The sequence below is a fragment of the Mesorhizobium newzealandense genome, assembly GCF_042682145.1.
GTDB lineage: Bacteria > Pseudomonadota > Alphaproteobacteria > Rhizobiales > Rhizobiaceae > Mesorhizobium > Mesorhizobium newzealandense.
In genome coordinates this window covers 14,995-32,691 of the sequence record NZ_JBHUGZ010000014.1, presented here as the reverse complement: position 1 = coordinate 32,691, position 17,697 = coordinate 14,995, and the positions used below count along the sequence as shown (strand labels likewise).

At 62.6% G+C, this 17,697-nt stretch carries 22 protein-coding genes; 7 read left to right on the top strand and 15 right to left on the bottom strand.

Annotated features, from left to right (window positions below; translation table 11 throughout):
* Positions 1-75: 75 nt before the first annotated feature.
* The 6 genes from ahcY to ACFSOZ_RS20830 all read right to left on the bottom strand — a co-directional run bounded on the left by ahcY (position 76) and on the right by ACFSOZ_RS20830 (position 5,611).
* Positions 76-1,476: an adenosylhomocysteinase gene (gene ahcY, locus ACFSOZ_RS20855; protein WP_379101090.1), complete on the bottom strand. Its 1,401-nt coding sequence runs from the start codon at positions 1,474-1,476 to the stop codon at positions 76-78.
* Between the two features lie 181 nt (positions 1,477-1,657).
* Positions 1,658-1,954 carry an HPr family phosphocarrier protein gene (locus ACFSOZ_RS20850; RefSeq protein WP_379101088.1) on the bottom strand — a complete coding sequence of 99 codons (297 nt, stop codon included), beginning with the start codon at positions 1,952-1,954 and terminating at the stop codon, positions 1,658-1,660.
* Positions 1,951-2,352, bottom strand: coding sequence for a PTS sugar transporter subunit IIA (locus ACFSOZ_RS20845; protein ID WP_056589309.1), 402 nt, complete (start codon positions 2,350-2,352; stop codon positions 1,951-1,953). Before ACFSOZ_RS20845 ends, ACFSOZ_RS20850 begins: the two co-directional genes overlap by 4 nt.
* Before the next feature lie 164 nt (positions 2,353-2,516).
* Positions 2,517-3,005, bottom strand: coding sequence for an HPr kinase/phosphorylase (locus ACFSOZ_RS20840; protein ID WP_379101086.1), 489 nt, complete (start codon positions 3,003-3,005; stop codon positions 2,517-2,519).
* Between the two features lie 35 nt (positions 3,006-3,040).
* Positions 3,041-4,825: a stimulus-sensing domain-containing protein gene (locus ACFSOZ_RS20835; protein WP_379101084.1), complete on the bottom strand. Its 1,785-nt coding sequence runs from the start codon at positions 4,823-4,825 to the stop codon at positions 3,041-3,043.
* 84 nt (positions 4,826-4,909) lie between these two features.
* Positions 4,910-5,611 carry a response regulator transcription factor gene (locus ACFSOZ_RS20830; RefSeq protein WP_013528337.1) on the bottom strand — a complete coding sequence of 234 codons (702 nt, stop codon included), beginning with the start codon at positions 5,609-5,611 and terminating at the stop codon, positions 4,910-4,912.
* 341 nt (positions 5,612-5,952) lie between these two features.
* Here ACFSOZ_RS20830 and ACFSOZ_RS20825 point away from each other — a divergent pair, with 341 nt between their 5' ends.
* The 3 genes from ACFSOZ_RS20825 (at position 5,953) to ACFSOZ_RS20815 (ending at position 8,830) form a co-directional block, all read left to right on the top strand.
* Positions 5,953-7,563 (top strand): phosphoenolpyruvate carboxykinase, encoded by a 1,611-nt coding sequence (locus ACFSOZ_RS20825; RefSeq protein WP_379101082.1) that lies wholly within the window; start codon positions 5,953-5,955, stop codon positions 7,561-7,563.
* 86 nt (positions 7,564-7,649) lie between these two features.
* The gene (arfB, locus tag ACFSOZ_RS20820; protein WP_379101080.1) at positions 7,650-8,087 is read left to right on the top strand and encodes an alternative ribosome rescue aminoacyl-tRNA hydrolase ArfB; all 438 of its coding nucleotides are present in this window, start codon (positions 7,650-7,652) and stop codon (positions 8,085-8,087) included.
* A 92-nt stretch (positions 8,088-8,179) separates the two neighbouring features.
* Positions 8,180-8,830 carry an alpha-ketoglutarate-dependent dioxygenase AlkB family protein gene (locus tag ACFSOZ_RS20815; protein ID WP_379101665.1) on the top strand — a complete coding sequence of 217 codons (651 nt, stop codon included), beginning with the start codon at positions 8,180-8,182 and terminating at the stop codon, positions 8,828-8,830.
* 6 nt (positions 8,831-8,836) lie between these two features.
* Here ACFSOZ_RS20815 and coaA read toward each other — a convergent pair whose 3' ends face one another.
* The 9 genes from coaA to hisB all read right to left on the bottom strand — a co-directional run bounded on the left by coaA (position 8,837) and on the right by hisB (position 14,615).
* A complete protein-coding gene (coaA, locus tag ACFSOZ_RS20810) occupies positions 8,837-9,796 on the bottom strand; it encodes a type I pantothenate kinase (protein ID WP_379101078.1) in 960 nt (319 codons plus the stop codon).
* Between the two features lie 24 nt (positions 9,797-9,820).
* Positions 9,821-10,144 carry a phosphoribosyl-ATP diphosphatase gene (locus ACFSOZ_RS20805; RefSeq protein WP_379101076.1) on the bottom strand — a complete coding sequence of 108 codons (324 nt, stop codon included), beginning with the start codon at positions 10,142-10,144 and terminating at the stop codon, positions 9,821-9,823.
* A gap of 70 nt (positions 10,145-10,214) precedes the next feature.
* Positions 10,215-11,009 carry an imidazole glycerol phosphate synthase subunit HisF gene (gene hisF / locus ACFSOZ_RS20800; RefSeq protein WP_379101074.1) on the bottom strand — a complete coding sequence of 265 codons (795 nt, stop codon included), beginning with the start codon at positions 11,007-11,009 and terminating at the stop codon, positions 10,215-10,217.
* A complete protein-coding gene (locus ACFSOZ_RS20795; RefSeq protein ID WP_379101071.1) occupies positions 11,006-11,842 on the bottom strand; it encodes an arginase family protein in 837 nt (278 codons plus the stop codon). Before ACFSOZ_RS20795 ends, hisF begins: the two co-directional genes overlap by 4 nt.
* Positions 11,839-12,582, bottom strand: a complete 744-nt coding sequence (hisA, locus tag ACFSOZ_RS20790; protein WP_379101068.1) for a 1-(5-phosphoribosyl)-5-[(5-phosphoribosylamino)methylideneamino]imidazole-4-carboxamide isomerase — start codon at positions 12,580-12,582, stop codon at positions 11,839-11,841. The genes ACFSOZ_RS20795 and hisA overlap by 4 nt, the downstream gene beginning before the upstream one ends.
* 4 nt (positions 12,583-12,586) lie before the next feature.
* Positions 12,587-12,877 (bottom strand): DUF1330 domain-containing protein, encoded by a 291-nt coding sequence (locus ACFSOZ_RS20785; RefSeq protein WP_379101065.1) that lies wholly within the window; start codon positions 12,875-12,877, stop codon positions 12,587-12,589.
* 6 nt (positions 12,878-12,883) lie between these two features.
* Complete coding sequence (gene hisH, locus ACFSOZ_RS20780; RefSeq protein ID WP_379101062.1) at positions 12,884-13,534, bottom strand: imidazole glycerol phosphate synthase subunit HisH; 651 nt, start codon at positions 13,532-13,534, stop codon at positions 12,884-12,886.
* Position 13,535: 1 nt separating this feature from the next.
* Positions 13,536-14,012: a DUF2628 domain-containing protein gene (locus tag ACFSOZ_RS20775; RefSeq protein WP_379101059.1), complete on the bottom strand. Its 477-nt coding sequence runs from the start codon at positions 14,010-14,012 to the stop codon at positions 13,536-13,538.
* A gap of 3 nt (positions 14,013-14,015) precedes the next feature.
* Positions 14,016-14,615, bottom strand: a complete 600-nt coding sequence (gene hisB, locus ACFSOZ_RS20770; protein WP_379101056.1) for an imidazoleglycerol-phosphate dehydratase HisB — start codon at positions 14,613-14,615, stop codon at positions 14,016-14,018.
* A 215-nt stretch (positions 14,616-14,830) separates the two neighbouring features.
* Here hisB and hslV point away from each other — a divergent pair, with 215 nt between their 5' ends.
* The 4 genes from hslV to ACFSOZ_RS20750 are packed head-to-tail and all read left to right on the top strand — an operon-like array spanning position 14,831 to position 17,693.
* Entirely contained in the window at positions 14,831-15,382 is a 552-nt protein-coding gene (hslV, locus tag ACFSOZ_RS20765) for an ATP-dependent protease subunit HslV (protein ID WP_111545071.1), read from the top strand.
* On the top strand, positions 15,372-15,887 hold the full coding sequence (locus ACFSOZ_RS20760; protein ID WP_379101054.1) for a GNAT family N-acetyltransferase: 516 nt from the start codon (positions 15,372-15,374) through the stop codon (positions 15,885-15,887). Before hslV ends, ACFSOZ_RS20760 begins: the two co-directional genes overlap by 11 nt.
* Complete coding sequence (locus tag ACFSOZ_RS20755) at positions 15,884-17,044, top strand: hypothetical protein (RefSeq protein WP_379101051.1); 1,161 nt, start codon at positions 15,884-15,886, stop codon at positions 17,042-17,044. The genes ACFSOZ_RS20760 and ACFSOZ_RS20755 overlap by 4 nt, the downstream gene beginning before the upstream one ends.
* A gap of 49 nt (positions 17,045-17,093) precedes the next feature.
* Positions 17,094-17,693: a DUF2585 domain-containing protein gene (locus tag ACFSOZ_RS20750; RefSeq protein ID WP_379101048.1), complete on the top strand. Its 600-nt coding sequence runs from the start codon at positions 17,094-17,096 to the stop codon at positions 17,691-17,693.
* Positions 17,694-17,697: the final 4 nt, after the last annotated feature.

The window sequence follows — 17,697 nt, the reverse complement described above, 5'->3', positions numbered from 1 at the left end:
GATGGCGCGCAAAAATAAAGCCGGGCGAAAAGTCAATCGCCCGGCGTCAATATCTGGTAGTAATTTTAGCTTTGGTTAATAGCGGTAGTGTTCCGGCTTGAACGGCCCCTGCTGGGTCACGCCGATATAAGCGGCCTGTTCGCCCGATAGTTCGGTCAGACGGGCGCCAAGCTTGTCGAGATGCAGGCGCGCGACCTTTTCATCGAGATGCTTGGGCAGCACATAGACCTGGTTCTCGTACTGGCCGGGCTTGGTGTACAGCTCGATCTGGGCCAGCACCTGGTTGGTGAAGGAAGCCGACATGACGAAGCTCGGGTGGCCGGTGGCGTTGCCGAGATTGAGCAGCCGGCCTTCCGACAGCAGGATCATCCGCTTGCCATCCGGGAAGGTGATCATGTCGACCTGCGGCTTGACGTTGGTCCATTTCAGGTTGCGCAGCGAGGCCACCTGGATCTCGTTGTCGAAGTGACCGATGTTGCCGACGATCACCATGTCCTTCATCGAGCGCATGTGGTCGAGGGTGACGACATCCTTGTTGCCGGTGGTGGTGATGACGATGTCGGCGGTGGGTGCCGCATCTTCCAGGGTGACGACTTCAAAACCGTCCATCGCCGCCTGCAGGGCGCAGATCGGATCGACCTCGGTGACCTTGACGCGGGCGCCGGCGCCCTTGAGCGAAGCCGACGAGCCCTTGCCCACGTCGCCATAGCCGCAAACGACCGCGACCTTGCCGGCCATCATGGTGTCGGTGCCACGACGGATGCCGTCGACCAGCGATTCCTTGCAGCCGTATTTGTTGTCGAACTTCGACTTGGTGACCGAGTCATTGACGTTGATGGCTGGGAAGGGCAGCAAGCCCTTCTTCTGCAGCTGGTAAAGCCGGTTGACGCCAGTGGTCGTCTCTTCGGTGACGCCGCGGATCGCCGCCTTCTGCTTGGTGAAGAAGCCGGGCGAAGCCTTCAGGCGCTTCTTGACCTGGGCGTAGAAATATTCCTCTTCCTCGCTCTGCGGGTTGGACAGCACGTCCTCGCCAGCCTCGGCGCGGGCGCCGATCAGGATGTACATGGTGGCGTCGCCACCATCATCGAGGATCATGTTGGAGGTTCCGCCGTCGGCCCACTGGAAGATCTTGTCGGTGTAGTCCCAGTACTCCTCGAGCGACTCGCCCTTGACGGCGAACACCGGGATACCGGACTCGGCGATGGCCGCGGCCGCATGGTCCTGGGTCGAGAAGATGTTGCAGGAAGCCCAGCGGATGTCGGCGCCGAGCGCCTTCAGCGTCTCGATCAGCACCGCCGTCTGGATGGTCATGTGCAACGAGCCGGTGATGCGCGCGCCCTTCAGCGGCTTCTTGTCGCCGAATTCCTCGCGGCTGGCCATCAGGCCCGGCATTTCGGTTTCGGCGATCTCGATTTCCTTGCGGCCCCAGCCGGCAAGCGAGATGTCGGCGACCACATAGTCCTTGCTACCCGTCATGGCAGTGCTCCGATGCGAATGGTTGTGCTGCGAATTGGTTGCGGATGCGCCCACGCCGGTCGGCGCGTCGAAGGGCGCGAATTGCCGGCCTGACTAGCAGATCGGCGCTTGGACGACAATGGGATATAAAGAAATCTTTATCCGTGCATGTCCCGGCGAGCTTGTTCGCTGCACGCGAGGATCAGCTTTCCTCGCCGAAACGGGACGCCACCAGCTGCTCCAGCGCGTCAATGACCTGCAGTGCCTCCGGCCCGCTGGCGGTGACACGGATCGAGTAGCCGGGGCTTGCCGCCAGCATCATCAGGCCCATGATCGAGGTGCCGCCGACCTTGACGCCGTCCTTCTCGACATGCACCGAGGCATCGAAGCCGCTGGCCAGTTGGACGAACTTCGCCGAGGCGCGCGCGTGCAGGCCGCGCTGGTTGATGATGGGGAAGTCCCGGACGATCTGATCCTGTTCCGGGGACAGCGCGTTCATTTGCTGCTCAAAAGCTGACTGGCGACGTTGATGTACTTGCGGCCGGCCGCCTGCGCCTCGTCGAGTGCGGCCGCCATGTTGTCGCCCTTGCGGATCGAGGAGAGCTTGATCAGCATCGGCAGGTTCATGCCGGCGATCACCTCGGTGCGGCCGGACTCCATCACCGAAATGGCAAGGTTGGAGGGCGTGCCGCCGAACATGTCGGTCAGCACGATGACGCCCGTTCCGGTGTCGACACGGGCAACCGCGTCGACGATGTCGCGGCGACGCTGCTCCATATCGTCATCGGCGCCGATCGCCACGGTTTCGAAATTGTCTTGTGGCCCGACGACATGTTCCACGGCATGTCGGAACTCGGCGGCCAGTTGACCGTGCGTTACAAGCACGAGTCCGATCATTCTTTGGTGGCTCCCGTCATCGCCGCTTCACAGGCGCATATTATGCTCGCCAGCCATTCCAGGCGGCGGGAGCGCTATCTTGTCGACGCGCGGCCCGTTGACAAGCCCAAAATTGCGCCGGCCCATGCCATTTTGACGCATTGCAGCAAAAAATCCGGGGCGGATCATAGAAAAGGCGCGATCGACAGCCGCGCCATCACGGCGGGCAAGGCTGTGGCGGCGTTGCGCTCGGCAAGGTCGATACGCGGCACCGGGCAGCCTGCGACCGGCTCGCTGATTTCCTCCTGGAAACGGGCCATGTCTGCCTTTGGCACCAGCCTCACATGCAGGTCGATCACTCCCCCCGGCTCGAACGGCAGCAGGCGCGGCATGAATCCAGGCACTTCGGCGAGACCGGCGATGGTCGCCGGCACGCGACAGATCAGCCGCCCGGCGCGGGCAGCGGCAAGCAGCCTGTCGTCGCCGATCAGCCGCGAGAACAGCCCGCGCGCGCGGCAATGGTCCAAGAGTGTCAGTGCCAGCGTCGTCTTGCCGGCGCCGGACGACCCGGTGATAAGGACGCCACGCTCGCCGATCAGGATCGCGCTTCCGTGAATGTTTTCAGGCTGCGCAACTGGATCAGGCTTGCCGATCATGCTTTTTGCATGAAGCATGGTCCTGTCCGAAAACCGGTTCCCACTTTTCGGGATCATGCTTCGGCCGGCAGCGTCACGACGAAGCGCGCACCTTTGATTTCGCCGGGCTTGGTGCCGGCGATGTTTTCGGCCGTCAGCGTGCCGCCATGGGCCTCGACGATCTGCCTGGATATCGACAGGCCAAGGCCCGAATTCTGGCCGAACGCCTCGCCGGCCGGCCGATCGGTGTAGAAGCGTTCGAAGATGCGGTCGATGTTGTCGGCGCGGATGCCGGGACCGTTGTCGTCAACGGTGACGATGTTGAACTTGCCGGCGCGCGCCAGCGACAGGCTGATATGGCCATGGTCTTCGGGAACGAAGGAGCGGGCGTTCTCGATCAGGTTGGTGATGACCTGACCGATGCGCAGATCATGGCCGACGACCACATAGCCTTTGACGCCCTGCGGCAGCTTGGCGACCTTGAATTCGATCTCGACGGCCTTCTTGTTGCGCGTGGCTTCACGCGAAACGGCGACGAGATCGGTGATGAATTTCTTCAGGTCGACCGTGCCTGCGTCTTCACGCGCCAGTTCGGCATCGAGGCGGGAGGCGTCGGAAATGTCGGTGATGAGCCGGTCCAGCCGCCTGACATCGTGCTGGATGATGTCCATCAGCCGGCCGCGCGAATTGTCGTTCTTGGCCAGCGGCAAGGTTTCCACCGCGCTGCGCAGCGACGTCAGCGGGTTCTTCAATTCGTGCGAGACGTCAGCGGCAAAGCTTTCGATCGCCTCGATGCGGGCGTAGAGCGCGTTGGTCATGTCGCGTATGGCGATCGACAGATTGCCGATCTCATCCTGGCGGTCGGAAAAGTCGGGGATTTCCTCGCGGCTCTTGACGCCGCGCCGCACCCGCACCGCCGCCGCCGACAGCCGGCGCAGCGGGTTGGCGATGGTGGAGGCCAGCAGCATAGACAGGATGGCGGTGACGAGGGCCGCGATGCCGAAGACGCGCAGGATCGCCTTGCGCTCGGCGGCGACGATCTTGTCGATATCGCCACCTTCCGTCGACAGCATCAGCACGCCGAGAACGGCACGGAAGCGCTGGATCGGCACCGCCACCGAAACGATCTGCTCGCCCTGTTCCGAGACGCGCACGATGGTCGACGGGCTGCCGGTGAGCGCCTTGACGACTTCCGGGAAAGCGGCGCCATTGCCGCCCGGCTGTTCGTGATAGACCGGCAGCTCGGTGTTGCGGAAGAAATCGAAGACGAACTTCTGGATACGCTCGACCAGGTCGGGCTCTTCCTCTTCGACCGGCGGCAGGTCGTAGCGCAGGATCTGGCCGCGCGAATAGAGATGGCGCGAATCGAGCAGCAGATTGGCGTCGCGGTCATAGATGCGGGCGCGGGTCCGGGTCGGCGAGATCAGCCTTCTCAGGACCGGCGCGACACGCTCCGGGTTGATCGGGAAGTCGAGATTATCGAGCTGGTCCGAGCCCGGCCCGAGGCTTTCGCCTGCCTGCAGCTCCAGCAGCTTTTCCGGGTCGATGCTGATCGAATCCGTCTCGACCGTCGCCGATGCGGCGATCGCGCCGGCGATGATCTCGCCCTGGGTCATCAGGCTTTCGACGCGGGCGTCGATCAGCCCGTCACGGAAGGTGTTGAGATAGAGAATGCCGGTGACCAGGACGGCCAGCCCGGCGAGGTTTAGGAAGAGGATGCGCCGCGTCAGGCTGGAAAAGATATGATGGCCGAGGAAGCGGCGCATCGGCACCGTGATTTTCGACACGAATGACGGCATGATGCGCGACGGCCGCCTGGCAGCGCCCGCCGGTCTGCTTCGCTGTGCTTCCACTGCCATCGAATAGCAGCTCCCGCCTAGTCTTTGCTTTGATGCATGTCGTTGTCCCAAAACCGGGACCACTTTTGGGCGACATGCATCAGCTTACGCTTCGCGGAACCGATATCCGACTCCGTAAAGGGTTTCGATCATCTCGAAGTCGTCGTCGACGGCCTTGAACTTCTTGCGCAGCCGCTTGATGTGGCTGTCGATCGTGCGGTCGTCGACATAGACCTGTTCATCATAGGCCGAATCCATCAGCGCATCACGGCTTTTTACGACACCGGGACGCTGCGCCAGCGAATGCAGGATCAGGAACTCGGTGACAGTCAGCGTCACCGGCTCGCCCTTCCAGGTGCAGGTGTGGCGCTCCTGGTCCATGACAAGCTGGCCGCGTTCGAGCGAACGGGCCTGCTGGCTGGGCGTCTTGGCCGCGGCCTCGCGGGCACTGGCCCGGCGCAGCACGGCGCGCACGCGCTCGACCAGCAGACGCTGCGAGAACGGTTTGCGGATGAAATCGTCGGCGCCCATCTTGAGGCCGAACAATTCGTCGATCTCGTCATCCTTGGAGGTCAGGAAGATGACCGGAAGGTCTGACTTCTGGCGCATGCGGCGCAGCAGTTCCATGCCGTCCATGCGCGGCATCTTGATGTCGAGGATGGCAAGATTCGGCGGGCGCGCCGCCAGCCCCTCCAGCGCAGACGCACCATCCGTGTAGGTCTCGACGCGATAACCCTCGGATTCGAGGGCGATCGACACCGATGTCAGAATGTTGCGGTCGTCATCGACAAGCGCGATTGTTGCCATTTCAAGCGGCTCCCTCATGAGCTGTCCCTTCTTTCGTAGAGAAGGGGCTTTTGCAGGACAAATTAGGTACAAAATGTGGCATAGGCCTTGTCCGCTGTCACGCGCGGCATGCCGGCGGCCACAATCCTACCTCGATATGGATTGGACGAACGAACACCGCCAATCCTTTGGGCAACCGCGAAACTTTTTGCACATATAAACGATTTAAACAACTTTCAAAATATTTAAATCGATTAATGATTTGATATCATTTGGCTTTTCTGGTTCTGACGATCTCAGCCTGCGTCGTAGCATGCCGGAAACCTGCCGGCAAAGATGCGGAAATCGAAGAGGGACACCTGATGTCGGAAGTCGGCAAACGCAATTCTGCCTGCGCGATCGATCATATCGGCCTGAAAACCACCGGCGTGGTGCGCTATAATTTCGGTGCGGCTGCCCTTTATGAGGAATCGATCCGGCGCGGCGAAGCCCGGCTCACTGCGCATGGCGCGCTGGTCGCCGAGACCGGCCAGCACACCGGCCGCTCGCCGAAGGACAAGTTCGTCGTCAGAGACGGCGCCACCGAGCCGCATGTCTGGTGGGACAACAACAAGGCGATCTCGCCTGCCCAGTTCGATACGCTGCTTGCCGATTTCCGCACCCATGCCGCGGACAAGGATCTTTACGTGCAGGACCTGGTTGGCGGCGCCGATGAGGAGCTGAAGCTGCCTGCCCGGGTGATCACCGAATTTGCCTGGCACTCGCTGTTCATCCGCAATCTGCTCATCCGCCCGGACGCCGCCGAACTCGAGCAGTTCGTGCCCGAGATGACGATCATCGACCTGCCGTCGTTCCGCGCCGATCCCGTCCGTCACGGCAGCCGCACCGAAACGGTGATCGCCGTCGACCTGACGCGCAAGATCGTGCTGATCGGCGGCACCTCCTATGCCGGCGAGATGAAGAAGTCGGTTTTCACCATGCTCAACTATCTGCTGCCGGCGAAGGGCGTCATGCCGATGCATTGCTCGGCCAATGAAGGGCCGACCGGCGACGCAGCCGTCTTCTTCGGACTGTCGGGAACCGGCAAGACGACACTTTCGGCCGATCCGTCGCGCACGTTGATCGGCGACGACGAGCATGGCTGGGGGCCGCACGGCATCTTCAATTTCGAAGGCGGCTGCTACGCCAAGACGATCAAGCTGTCGGCGGAAGCCGAGCCGGAAATCTTCGCCACCACGCAACGCTTCGGCACGGTGCTGGAGAATGTCGTGCTGGACGCCAACCGCGTGCCGGATTTCAACGACGGAAGGCTCACCGAAAACACGCGTTGCGCCTACCCGCTGCACTTCATCCCCAATGCCAGCAAGACGGGACGCGCCAATCATCCGAACAACATCATCATGCTGACCGCCGATGCCTTCGGCGTGATGCCGCCGATCGCGCGACTGACCCCGGCGCAGGCGATGTATCATTTCCTGTCCGGCTATACCGCCAAGGTGGCCGGAACCGAAAAGGGCGTGACCGAACCCGAAGCGACGTTTTCGACCTGTTTCGGCGCGCCGTTCATGCCGCGCCATCCATCGGAATACGGCAATTTGCTGCGCGAGCTGATAGCCCGCCATGACGCCGATTGCTGGCTGGTCAACACCGGCTGGACCGGCGGCGCCTACGGCACCGGCAAGCGGATGCCGATCAAGGCGACGCGGGCATTGCTTGCCTCTGCACTCGACGGCTCGCTGAAGGCAACCGAGTTCCGCACCGACGCCAATTTCGGCTTCGAGGTGCCGGTGGCTGTCCCGGGCGTCGACAGGGCCATTCTCGACCCGCGGTCAACCTGGGCCGACAAGGCTGGTTATGACCGGCAGGCAGCAAGGCTGGTCGGCATGTTCGCCGTCAACTTCGAGAAATTCGAAAGCCATGTCGACGCCGTGGTGCTGGGTGCGGCGCCGCGCATGCAGGAAGCGGCGGAGTAATCACGCCGCTGAGCTCAGCCTGTCGTTGAAAGGCCCGGTTTCGATCGGGCCTTTTCTTTTTCAGTCCGCCGCGCCATGACTGCGGCATGGCGAGCGACGACAACATCATCATTGCCGACGATGCGGTGATCCACCCGGGCGACCTGCACGAGGACTTCATCCGCTCGTCCGGTCCTGGCGGCCAGAACGTCAACAAGGTGGCGACGGCGGTGCAGCTGCGCTTCGACGCGGCCAACGCAACGGGCTTGTCGGAGCGCGTGCGCGAGCGGACGATCAAGCTTGCCGGCCAGCGTGCCACCAAGGACGGCGTCATCGTCATCGAGGCAGGCCGCTTCCGCACCCAGGAGCAGAACCGGGCGGACGCCCGGGCAAGGCTCACTGCACTGGTCGCCAAGGCCGCCGAACCGCCGCCGCCGCCGCGCAAGAAGACGCGGCCGTCGAAAGGCGCGGTGGAGCGGCGGCTGAAAAGCAAGGCCGGACGCGGCACGATCAAGAAACTGCGCGGCCGCGTCGGCGACGACTGAGTCGCCCGCCAAAACGTTTTCGGGTCGTTATCAGCACTCCTGTATGGCAGTCTTCGCGATCAAAGCATCAATCCGGATTGTCGACCGACCTCATGCTCGTCCTGCCCAAAGGCGTCCGCCACATACCGGCCTACCTGTCACGCACCGTACAGGAAGCGCTGGTCGAGGATGTGAGAAGCATCGTGCAGCAGGCGCCGCTGTTCGTACCGGCCATGCCGCGCACCGGCAAGGAGATGAGCGTGCGCATGACCAATTGCGGCCCGCTCGGCTGGGTCACCGACAAGGAAGGCGGCTACCGCTACCAGCCGACACACCCGGTGACCGGATCGCCATGGCCGCCAATTCCGGACGGGCTGCTCGACCTGTGGCGGCAGGTATCGGGCTACCCGCACCCGCCCCAAGCGTGCCTGGTCAATTTCTATACGCCGGAAGCAAAAATGGGCCTGCATCAGGATCGCGACGAGGCCGATTTTTCGGCGCCGGTGGTTTCCGTTTCGCTGGGCGACGACTGCCTGTTCAGGGTCGGCCAGACGACGCGCGAGGGCGGCACGAAGTCGTTCAGGCTGAAAAGCGGCGACGTCGTGGTGCTCGGCGGCGAAGGGCGCCTCAGCTTTCACGGCGTCGACCGCATCTACCCCTCGACCTCGTCGCTTCTGACGAACGGCGGGCGCATCAATCTGACGCTGCGGCGGGTGACGAAACCAATCCCCGCGCCGAACGAAGTCTCCGGGGAAGGCCGATAGACCTCCTCACAGCTTCCTGAGCGCCACTTCCTCGATCAGGTGGTCGGCGCCCTTGCGCAGGATGAGGTCGGCGCGGGCGCGCGTCGGCAGGATGTTCTCGCGCAAATTCTTCAGATTGATGTTGGTCCACAGGCCTTCGGCGATGGCGCGGGCCGAATCCTCCGAGAGCTGCGAATAGCGGTGGAAGAAGGAATCCGGATTGCGGAAGGCGGTCTCGCGCAGCCGCATGAAGCGCGCGGTGTACCACTGGTGGATCAGCTTCTCGTCGGCATCGATATAGATGGCGAAGTCGAAGAAGTCCGACAGGAACGGCACGATCTTGCCATCCTGCGGCAGCTTGCCCGGCTGCAGGACATTGATGCCTTCGAAGATCAGGATGTCCGGCCGGTCGATGGTAACGAATTCGCCGGGAATGACGTCATAGGTCAGGTGCGAATAGACCGGCGCGCGGACATTGCGCTGCGCCGACTTGATGCCCGACAGGAAGCGCAGCAGCGCGCCGACATCGTAGCTGTCGGGAAAGCCCTTGCGCTCCATAAGGTTTTCGCGGCGCAGGACCTCGTTGGGCAGCAGAAAACCGTCGGTGGTGATGAGATCGACCTTCGGGCTCGACGGCCAGCGCGCCAGCAACTCCTTCAACACGCGAGCGGTGGTCGACTTGCCGACCGCGACCGAGCCGGCAATGCCGATGATGAACGGCGTCTTGACCACGTCCACCGCGTTGAAGAAGGCCTGGCGTTGCCTGAACAGCAGCTGGCTTGCTTCGACATGCGCGGACAAGAGCCGCGACAGCGACAGATAGATGCGCTTGACCTCTTCGAGGTCGACCGGATCGTTGAGCGAACGCAGGCGGCGGAATTCATCCTCGCTCAGCGTCAGCGGCGTGTCGGCGCGGAATTGCGACCATTGCTCGGCGGAGAAGAAACGAAAGGGGGAATATTTCTCGGTTGGCGCGAGCTGATCCATCGAGATACCTGCCCTCCCTCGCGGTCAGCCCTTGGGCCGTGACGCCTTCTCGGCAATGCCCGAACGCCCGGTGCGGCTTTCGAGTTCCTTGAACACATCGCTCAGCGGAACCCCTGAAAGGCCGAGAACGACGAGCCAATGATATATAAGATCGGCACTTTCCGAAACGAGGGCCTGTTTGTCGCCCTTGACGGCGGCAATCACCGTCTCGACCGCCTCTTCGCCGAGCTTCTGCGCCGCCTTGTCGATGCCGCGCGCGAACAGCTTCGCCGTCCACGAGTCCGGATCATCGGAATGGGCGCGTTCCCGGACGATTTTTTCCAGATCAGAGAGCGAAAAATCGGTCATGCCGTCATCTATCTGCTTGTTTAAGCATGATCTTTCCCGAAAACCGGTTCCCACTTTTCGGGATCATGCTTTAGGTCCGATTATTCGCGGAGTCCAGCCGCATCGGCAGCCCGGCCTGGGCCATATGCGCCTTAGCCTGCCCTATCGTGTAGGTGCCGAAATGGAAGATGGAGGCCGCCAACACCGCGCCGGCATGGCCGTCGCGGATGCCTTCGACCATGTGATCGAGCGTGCCGACACCGCCGGAAGCGATGACCGGCGCGCGCACCGCGTCCGATATCGCGCGGGTCAGCGCGATGTCGTAACCGGCCTTGGTGCCGTCACGGTCCATCGAGGTCAGCAGGATCTCACCGGCGCCGCGATCGACCATCAGCTGAGCGAATTCGACCGCGTCGATGCCGGTCTTCTCGCGCCCGCCATGGGTGAAGATCTCCCAGCGATCGGCTTCGCCGGCGCCGGACACTTTCTTGGCGTCGATGGCGACGACGATGCACTGGTTGCCGAACTTGTCGGCTGCCTCGGCGACGAAATCCGGGTTCTTCACCGCCGCCGTGTTGATCGACACCTTGTCGGCGCCGGCCAGCAGCAGCTTCCTGATGTCGGTGACCTGGCGCACACCGCCGCCGACGGTCAGCGGCATGAAACATTGTTCGGCGGTGCGGGCGACGACGTCGAAGATGGTCTCGCGATTGTCCGATGAAGCGGTGATGTCGAGGAAGCAGAGTTCGTCGGCGCCGGCAGCGTCATAGGCCTTGGCCGCCTCGACCGGATCGCCGGCGTCGATGAGATCGACGAAGTTGACGCCCTTGACGACACGGCCGTTCTTGACGTCGAGGCAGGGGATGACACGGGCTTTCAGCATCACCTTCCCTCTATCGTTGCGATGAGATCGTTGAGCAACAGGCCGACCAGCGGCGGAACATCGGCCTGCGCATCGAAAGCCGGATCGTAGGCGGAAACGGTGATGCCGACCACCGGCACCGCAAGCGCCATGGCACAAGCCGCGTCGCGCAACTGTTCCGGGCTCGGCCCGCCGGAGCTGATGTAGCGGTTCGCCTGCAGGTCCTCCGGATTGTGCACGTCCAGATCGAGATGCATGTGCGCGCGTTTGGCGCCGGCGGCCTTCAGTCTTTCGGTCGCCTGGGCCACGCCGGGACACTCCGTTCGAATGATCGGCAATGTCTTGAGAAGCTGTTTTTCCGTCGGGTCGAGATCGCGTGCGTTGACGAGCACGCAACGCGACGGATCGATCGGCTGGAAGCCGGGAATGGCTGCCGCCATCGGACGCCAGCACAGGCCGAGCACAGTCGCCAGCGCCATGCCGTCGAGAAAGCCATATATGGATGTCTCGGGCGTGTTGAGGTCGCCGTGCTGGTCGGCCCAGATGATCGCATCGGCACCCTCGCCGGCGACGGCGCCGGCGCTGGTCAGGCAATTTCCGGCGAGAACAATGGGAAAGCGACCGCTGTCACGGGCAAGGCGAACCTCGGCCGCGACCGCGTTGCAGACGGCAAAGCCGGTGGCGATCTCGCGCTCCTGGGCATCTCCGACCCTGCCGATCTCCTCGACCGCGACGTCGTGACCGGCCATGGTCAAGGCATCGACGAGACCGCCCGATATCAGCGCGTCCGGTCCTTGGCCCATGCCGCCATGGTAATGACCACTGTCATAGGGGGCCAGGATGATGGAGATCTTCACGGCCGCGTCTCCGGCCTGCCTTGCAGGATCGCCAGAGCCTCGGCCGGATCGATGCGGCCGTCATAGAGCGCCCGGCCGGAGATCGCGCCTTCGAGCTTTTGCGCATCGGGCATGGTCATGCGCACTATGTCGGCGATCGAGGCGAGCCCGCCGGACGCGATGACGGGGATAGACACGGCCTCGGCGAGGTCGATGGTGGCGTCCCAGTTGATGCCGGTCAGCACTCCGTCGCGGTCGATGTCGGTGTAGATGATGGCGGCGACGCCGGCGCCCTCGAATTTCTTAGCCAGTTCGATGACACCGAGGCTCGATGCCTCGGCCCAGCCCTCGACGGCCACCTTGCCGCCCTTGGCATCGATTCCGACGGCCACTTTGCCCGGGAACGCCTTGCAGGCCTGCTTGACCAGATCGGGGTCGCGCACCGCAACCGTGCCGAGGATGACGCGGGCCAGCCCGCGATCGAGCCAATCTTCGATCTGCTCCAGCGTACGGATACCGCCGCCAAGCTGCACCGGGTTCTTCGTCGCCTTGAGGATGGCGCCAACCGCAGCGCTGTTGACGCTCTGGCCCTTGAAGGCGCCATTGAGGTCGACGACATGGAGCCATTCGAAGCCCTGTTGCTCGAAGGCTTTTGCCTGGGCGGCCGGGTCGTCATTGTAAATGGTCGCGGTCGCCATGTCGCCGTGCTTCAGGCGCACGCATTGGCCGTCCTTGAGATCGATGGCTGGAAACAGGATCATCCGTTCAGGCGCCTTCAACGATGACGAAATGGCCGGTAGAGGCGGCAAGCCGAAACTTCGAGGCATGCTGATATTCGGGCGAGTGATAGCATTCGACCGCCTTGTCGAAGGATTCGAACTCGACCAGCACGTGGCGGTTTCCGGTCGGTCCTTCCGGATTCTCGTAGCGGCCGGCCCGGACGGGGAATTTTGCGCCATATTTTGCAAAGGCGACGGCATTCGCCTCGATGTATTGCTTGTACACATCGGCATCGCGGACATCGATCATCGCCATCCAGTAGCCCTTCTTGCTCATGATGCCTCAAGGCCTCCAGCGCAGGAAATTGGTGATCAACGCCAGGCCCAGCGCCTGGCTCTTTTCGGGATGGAACTGCGTGCCGACGAGATTGTCGCGGGCGACAGTAGCCGTCACCGGGCCACCATAGTCGGCGACCGCCAGAACCTCGTCGGGCTTGCGCGCATCGAGATGGTAGGAGTGGACGAAATAGGCATGCAAACCGTCCGGCCCGGTCGGGATACCGGAAAACAGTGGATGCTCACGCTTGAGTTCGATCGTGTTCCAGCCGATCTGCGGGATCTTCAGCCCCGGATCGGCCGGCGTGATCTCCTTGACGTCGCCGGCGATCCAGCCAAAACCGTTGGTAACGGTCTTTTCCAGGCCGCGCTCGGACATCAGCTGCATGCCGACACAGATGCCCAGGAAAGGCCGACCCTTGACGTTGGCGACTTCTTCCACCGCTTCCCACATGCCGTCGACGGCGTGCAAGCCGGCCGCGCAGTCGGCATAGGCGCCGACACCGGGCAGGACGATGCGGTCGGCGGTGCGGACCCGTTCCGCGTCGGCGGTCAGGTCGATGTCAGCTGATATGCCGGCTTCACGCGCGGCGCGCTCGAAGGCCTTGGTGGCCGAGCGCAGATTGCCCGAGCCGTAATCGATGATCGCAACCCGCATGTCAGGGTCTTCCCGGAATGTGGGTCAGCCCCAGCGCCATGCCCGGCTGCGAGGGCCGTGCGAGGGCGGCGTCCGGGACGATCCGCGGCGCCGGTGCGGCTTGATCGGAAAGCGCCTCGGCTTCCAACGCATAGCGCATCTCGGCTTCATCGAGCCAACCAGCCTCGACCACGCCCCATTCATGCCAACCGCGCCGGCGGAGCGCCGCGATCCGCAGCCCCTGCCCCTCCAACCCGACATAAAGTGAGACGAGCAGCGACAACAGGGAGCCGGCCAGCCCAAGGCCGAGCTTTTCGCCAAGCATCGAAAGCAGGCCCATGAGGACGAAGGCGAGCCCCGCCTCGATCCACAGCCGATGCCAGGCGAACCATAGTGGCGGCACCAGAAAACCCAGCCAGGCGAAGCCATCGCGGACAAAGGCCGTTGCGTCGACCTTCTCGCCGCGGCCGGGTGGCTCCATCACGACATAGATGGCCATAACTTACCCCTTCAACGATCCCTTGGTGGAGGGAACCGCGTCCGGCTGGCGCGGGTCGCGTTCGAGCGCCGCGCGCAGCGCACGCGCCACCGCCTTGAAACAGGTCTCGGCGATATGGTGGTTGTTGGCGCCATAGTGATTGGTGACATGCAGCGTGATCCCGGCGTTCTGTGCCAGCGCCTGGAAGAATTCACGCACCAGTTCGGTGTCGAATGTGCCGATCTTCGGCGACGAGAACGAAACGTTCCAGACCAGGAACGGCCGGCCGGACACGTCGATCGCCGCGCGCGTCAGCGTCTCGTCCATGGCAAGGTCGATCGAGGCATAGCGCATGATGCCGCGCCGTTCACCGAGTGCCTTGGCCAGCGCCTGGCCGAGCGCGATGCCGGTGTCCTCGACGGTGTGGTGGTCGTCGATGTGCAGATCGCCCTTGGCCCTGACCGTCATGTCGATCAAGGAATGGCGCGACAGCTGGTCCAGCATATGGTCGAAGAAACCGACGCCCGTCGAAATGTCTGACTTGCCCGAGCCGTCGACATGGACCGACACGGCGATATCGGTTTCCTTGGTCTTGCGGCTTGCTTCGGCGGAACGGGGCGACATGACCTTGTCCTTGTCCCAGGGTTTCACGCGTTCCAAGCCTTCACCGGCTTGAAAACGAGAGCCTTCTAGCAGCATGATCCAGCGATTGCCAGTTGCCATCCCGATCGGTATCGAGCCGTTTGCAATCACCGGGCCTGTGCATACATATGGCCGGTCACGTCACTCGTACCGCGCCAATCGCCTTTTGAAGGGATCGCGCGAATCGGAGCCAGGAAATGTCTAATGAACTGACCATGCACGCCACGACCATCGTGACGGTGCGCAAGGGCAACAAGGTGGTCATTGCCGGCGACGGCCAGGTCAGCCTTGGCCAGACCATCATGAAGGGCAACGCCAGGAAAGTGCGCCGCATCGGCAAGGGCGGCAATGTGATTGCCGGTTTCGCCGGCGCCACCGCCGACGCGTTCACGCTGCTGGAACGGCTCGAAGCCAAGCTCGAACAATATCCCGACCAGTTGACGCGCGCCTGCGTCGAACTCGCCAAGGACTGGCGCACCGACCGCTATCTGCGCCGGCTGGAGGCGATGATGCTGGTTGCCGACAAGTCGATCTCGCTGGCGCTGACCGGCACCGGCGACGTGCTCGAACCCGAACATGGCGTGATGGCCATCGGTTCCGGCGGCAATTACGCACTGGCCGCCGCACGCGCGCTGATGGACACCGACAAGGATGCCGAAGAGATCGCCCGCAAGGCGATGCAGATCGCGTCGGACATCTGCGTCTACACCAACAACAACTTCGTCATCGAAACGCTCGATGCCGGTTGACCCGGCGGTGCTGTATGATTTTCGGCCGGTGACCGAAAAAGACCTGCCGATGATCGCCGGCTGGCTCGCCGAGCCGCATGTCGCGCAATGGTGGGATGACCCCGAGACGGAAATCGCCGGGATTCGCGACCATATCGACAGCATTTCCGTCGAGCCGTCGATCGTCGAGCTCGACGGCAAGCCGATCGCCTATCTGCAGAGCTACGACCCGCATCTGGAAGACGACCACCCCTATGCCGACCAGCCGTTCGGCACGCTGGGCATCGACCTGTCGATCGGCCGGCCGGAGCTGGTCGGCCTCGGCCACGGCTCGGCGATCGTGCGGCAGTTCGTCGAACAACTGTTCGAGGAAGGCGTGCCGCGCGTCATCATCGACCCGGATCCATCCAACGGTCGCGCCATCCGCGCCTATGAGAAGGCTGGCTTTGTTGCCTTTGATACCAGAACATCGGAGTACGGGCCGGCCTTGATGATGGCGCGCGACGCGCCGCAGGAGCCCAATTGATCAGCGCCGAAACACTCGACAAGGCAGTCGCGAAAGGTTTGATCTCGCAGACCCTGCGCGATCAGTTGGAGGCCATGGAACGCGCGGTCGCTCTCGCCCCCGAGGCCAGGCGCGCCGATGACGAGGGTGACGAGGAAAACCTGCGGCTGGTCGGCGGCGGCAACGATCTGTTTGTCACTGTGGGAACGGTTCTGCTCAGCGCCGGCTTCTTCTTTGTCCTCACCACCTTGCTTCCAGGCCAGACATTCTGGATCGCTGGCATCCTCGCGGTTTTCACCTGGGGGCTCGCCGAAATTGTCACGCGTCAGCACCGGATGAAATTATCGTCGTCCGTGCTTGCCCTGATTTTCATGGCCGCCATTCTGGTCGCTCTGGCGCTACAAGTGGAGGCCAGCTTCGGCATACGCAAGCCAGAGACTATCTGGCAGCTATTGGCGTTGCGCCAGCCGGCGTCCCGGGCCGGATATCTGTTCCTGGGCGGAGGAATAATTGCGGCGGCGATCTATTTCTGGCGCTTTCGCGTCCCCATCATTGCCGGGGCTATCGCCATCGCCTTCACACTGCTTGCCTTCCTGCAAACGGCGATAATCCTGTATGACAGTGTGACAACGGGCGCGATTGCGCCGCCGCGCCTTGAGGATGTTCCCGAATTGCTCCGCGCGGCACTCTACATGCCGCTGATCTGCGGCCTGATCGTGTTCGCAACGGGTGTAGCTTTTGACATTTACGATAGGGATCGACGCAAGATCTGGTCCGATTGCGCTTTCTGGCTGCATGTCGTCTCGGCACCTATGCTGGTGCATCCGCTCTTTATCATGGCAACCGGCCAGAACGTCGTATTCGGACATATCGCGCCGGACGCCAATGCAACCATTATGCTGACGATCCTGATCCTTGGCTTCCTCTATGTCGCGCTCGTCATAGACCGCCGTTCGCTTCTGGTTCCTACATTGGCTTACTTCGGCTCGCTGGGCATCTATTATCTGGTGAATTCCGCCTCCGATTCGACGGGTATCCCGCCTTTTGCCTTGATCCTGGTCGTTGTCGGCGCGCTGATTATTCTGTTCGGGGCTGGCTGGCAGCGTATCCGGCGGATTGTTGTCAAACCCACTTTGCCGGCGGCCGTGATCCGCCGGCTACCGCCGCTGAAGGCGTGACGGGCTTTGTGATGGTCGAGACGGCGACGCGGAAGAGGGGCAATAGGGCATGATCGCATCTGTCGAGGATAAAAACCTCTCGGCCTATGAAAACAGCTGGCGGATGGGGCTACTGATCGTGCTTGGCCTGATCCTTGTCCAGGCCGTGACGCTCTACCTGATGGGCCGGACACCTATCTGCACCTGCGGTTATGTGAAGCTCTGGCATGGTGTCGTGCAGAGTTCCGAGAATTCCCAGCACATTTCGGACTGGTACACGTTCTCTCACATCATCCACGGCTTCCTGTTCTACGCGCTGGCGAGGTTCCTGTTCCCGCGTTCGCCGATCGGCTTGAGGCTGGCATTCGCGGTCCTCGTCGAGGGCGGCTGGGAACTGCTGGAAAACAGCCCGTTCATCATCGACCGCTACCGCGCCGGCACCATCTCGCTCGACTACTACGGCGACAGCATCATCAATTCGGTGTCCGACACACTGGCCATGGTGCTGGGATTTGTGATGGCGCGAAGGCTACCTATATGGGTGATCGTCAGCCTCGCCATCCTGTTCGAACTGGGTACCGGCTATCTCATCCGGGACAATCTGACACTCAACGTGATCATGCTGCTGCATCCGTTCGAGGCCATCAAGCAGTGGCAAAGTGGAATTTAGTGAT

Coding starts and splice junctions, on each gene's coding strand:
- arfB (WP_379101080.1), top strand. CDS start 7,650: ATGGCGAGCGACGACAACATCATCATTGCCGACGATGCGGTGATCCAC.
- ACFSOZ_RS20785 (WP_379101065.1), bottom strand. CDS start 12,877: ATGAGCAAGAAGGGCTACTGGATGGCGATGATCGATGTCCGCGATGCC.
- ACFSOZ_RS20815 (WP_379101665.1), top strand. CDS start 8,180: ATGCTCGTCCTGCCCAAAGGCGTCCGCCACATACCGGCCTACCTGTCA.
- hisH (WP_379101062.1), bottom strand. CDS start 13,534: ATGCGGGTTGCGATCATCGATTACGGCTCGGGCAATCTGCGCTCGGCC.
- ACFSOZ_RS20845 (WP_056589309.1), bottom strand. CDS start 2,352: ATGATCGGACTCGTGCTTGTAACGCACGGTCAACTGGCCGCCGAGTTC.
- ACFSOZ_RS20850 (WP_379101088.1), bottom strand. CDS start 1,954: ATGAACGCGCTGTCCCCGGAACAGGATCAGATCGTCCGGGACTTCCCC.
- ACFSOZ_RS20775 (WP_379101059.1), bottom strand. CDS start 14,012: ATGGCCATCTATGTCGTGATGGAGCCACCCGGCCGCGGCGAGAAGGTC.
- ACFSOZ_RS20835 (WP_379101084.1), bottom strand. CDS start 4,825: ATGGCAGTGGAAGCACAGCGAAGCAGACCGGCGGGCGCTGCCAGGCGG.
- ACFSOZ_RS20840 (WP_379101086.1), bottom strand. CDS start 3,005: ATGCTTCATGCAAAAAGCATGATCGGCAAGCCTGATCCAGTTGCGCAG.
- hisA (WP_379101068.1), bottom strand. CDS start 12,582: ATGATCCTGTTTCCAGCCATCGATCTCAAGGACGGCCAATGCGTGCGC.
- hisB (WP_379101056.1), bottom strand. CDS start 14,615: ATGTCGCCCCGTTCCGCCGAAGCAAGCCGCAAGACCAAGGAAACCGAT.
- ACFSOZ_RS20750 (WP_379101048.1), top strand. CDS start 17,094: ATGATCGCATCTGTCGAGGATAAAAACCTCTCGGCCTATGAAAACAGC.
- ACFSOZ_RS20825 (WP_379101082.1), top strand. CDS start 5,953: ATGTCGGAAGTCGGCAAACGCAATTCTGCCTGCGCGATCGATCATATC.
- ACFSOZ_RS20830 (WP_013528337.1), bottom strand. CDS start 5,611: ATGGCAACAATCGCGCTTGTCGATGACGACCGCAACATTCTGACATCG.
- hslV (WP_111545071.1), top strand. CDS start 14,831: ATGTCTAATGAACTGACCATGCACGCCACGACCATCGTGACGGTGCGC.
- ACFSOZ_RS20805 (WP_379101076.1), bottom strand. CDS start 10,144: ATGACCGATTTTTCGCTCTCTGATCTGGAAAAAATCGTCCGGGAACGC.
- ahcY (WP_379101090.1), bottom strand. CDS start 1,476: ATGACGGGTAGCAAGGACTATGTGGTCGCCGACATCTCGCTTGCCGGC.
- coaA (WP_379101078.1), bottom strand. CDS start 9,796: ATGGATCAGCTCGCGCCAACCGAGAAATATTCCCCCTTTCGTTTCTTC.
- ACFSOZ_RS20760 (WP_379101054.1), top strand. CDS start 15,372: ATGCCGGTTGACCCGGCGGTGCTGTATGATTTTCGGCCGGTGACCGAA.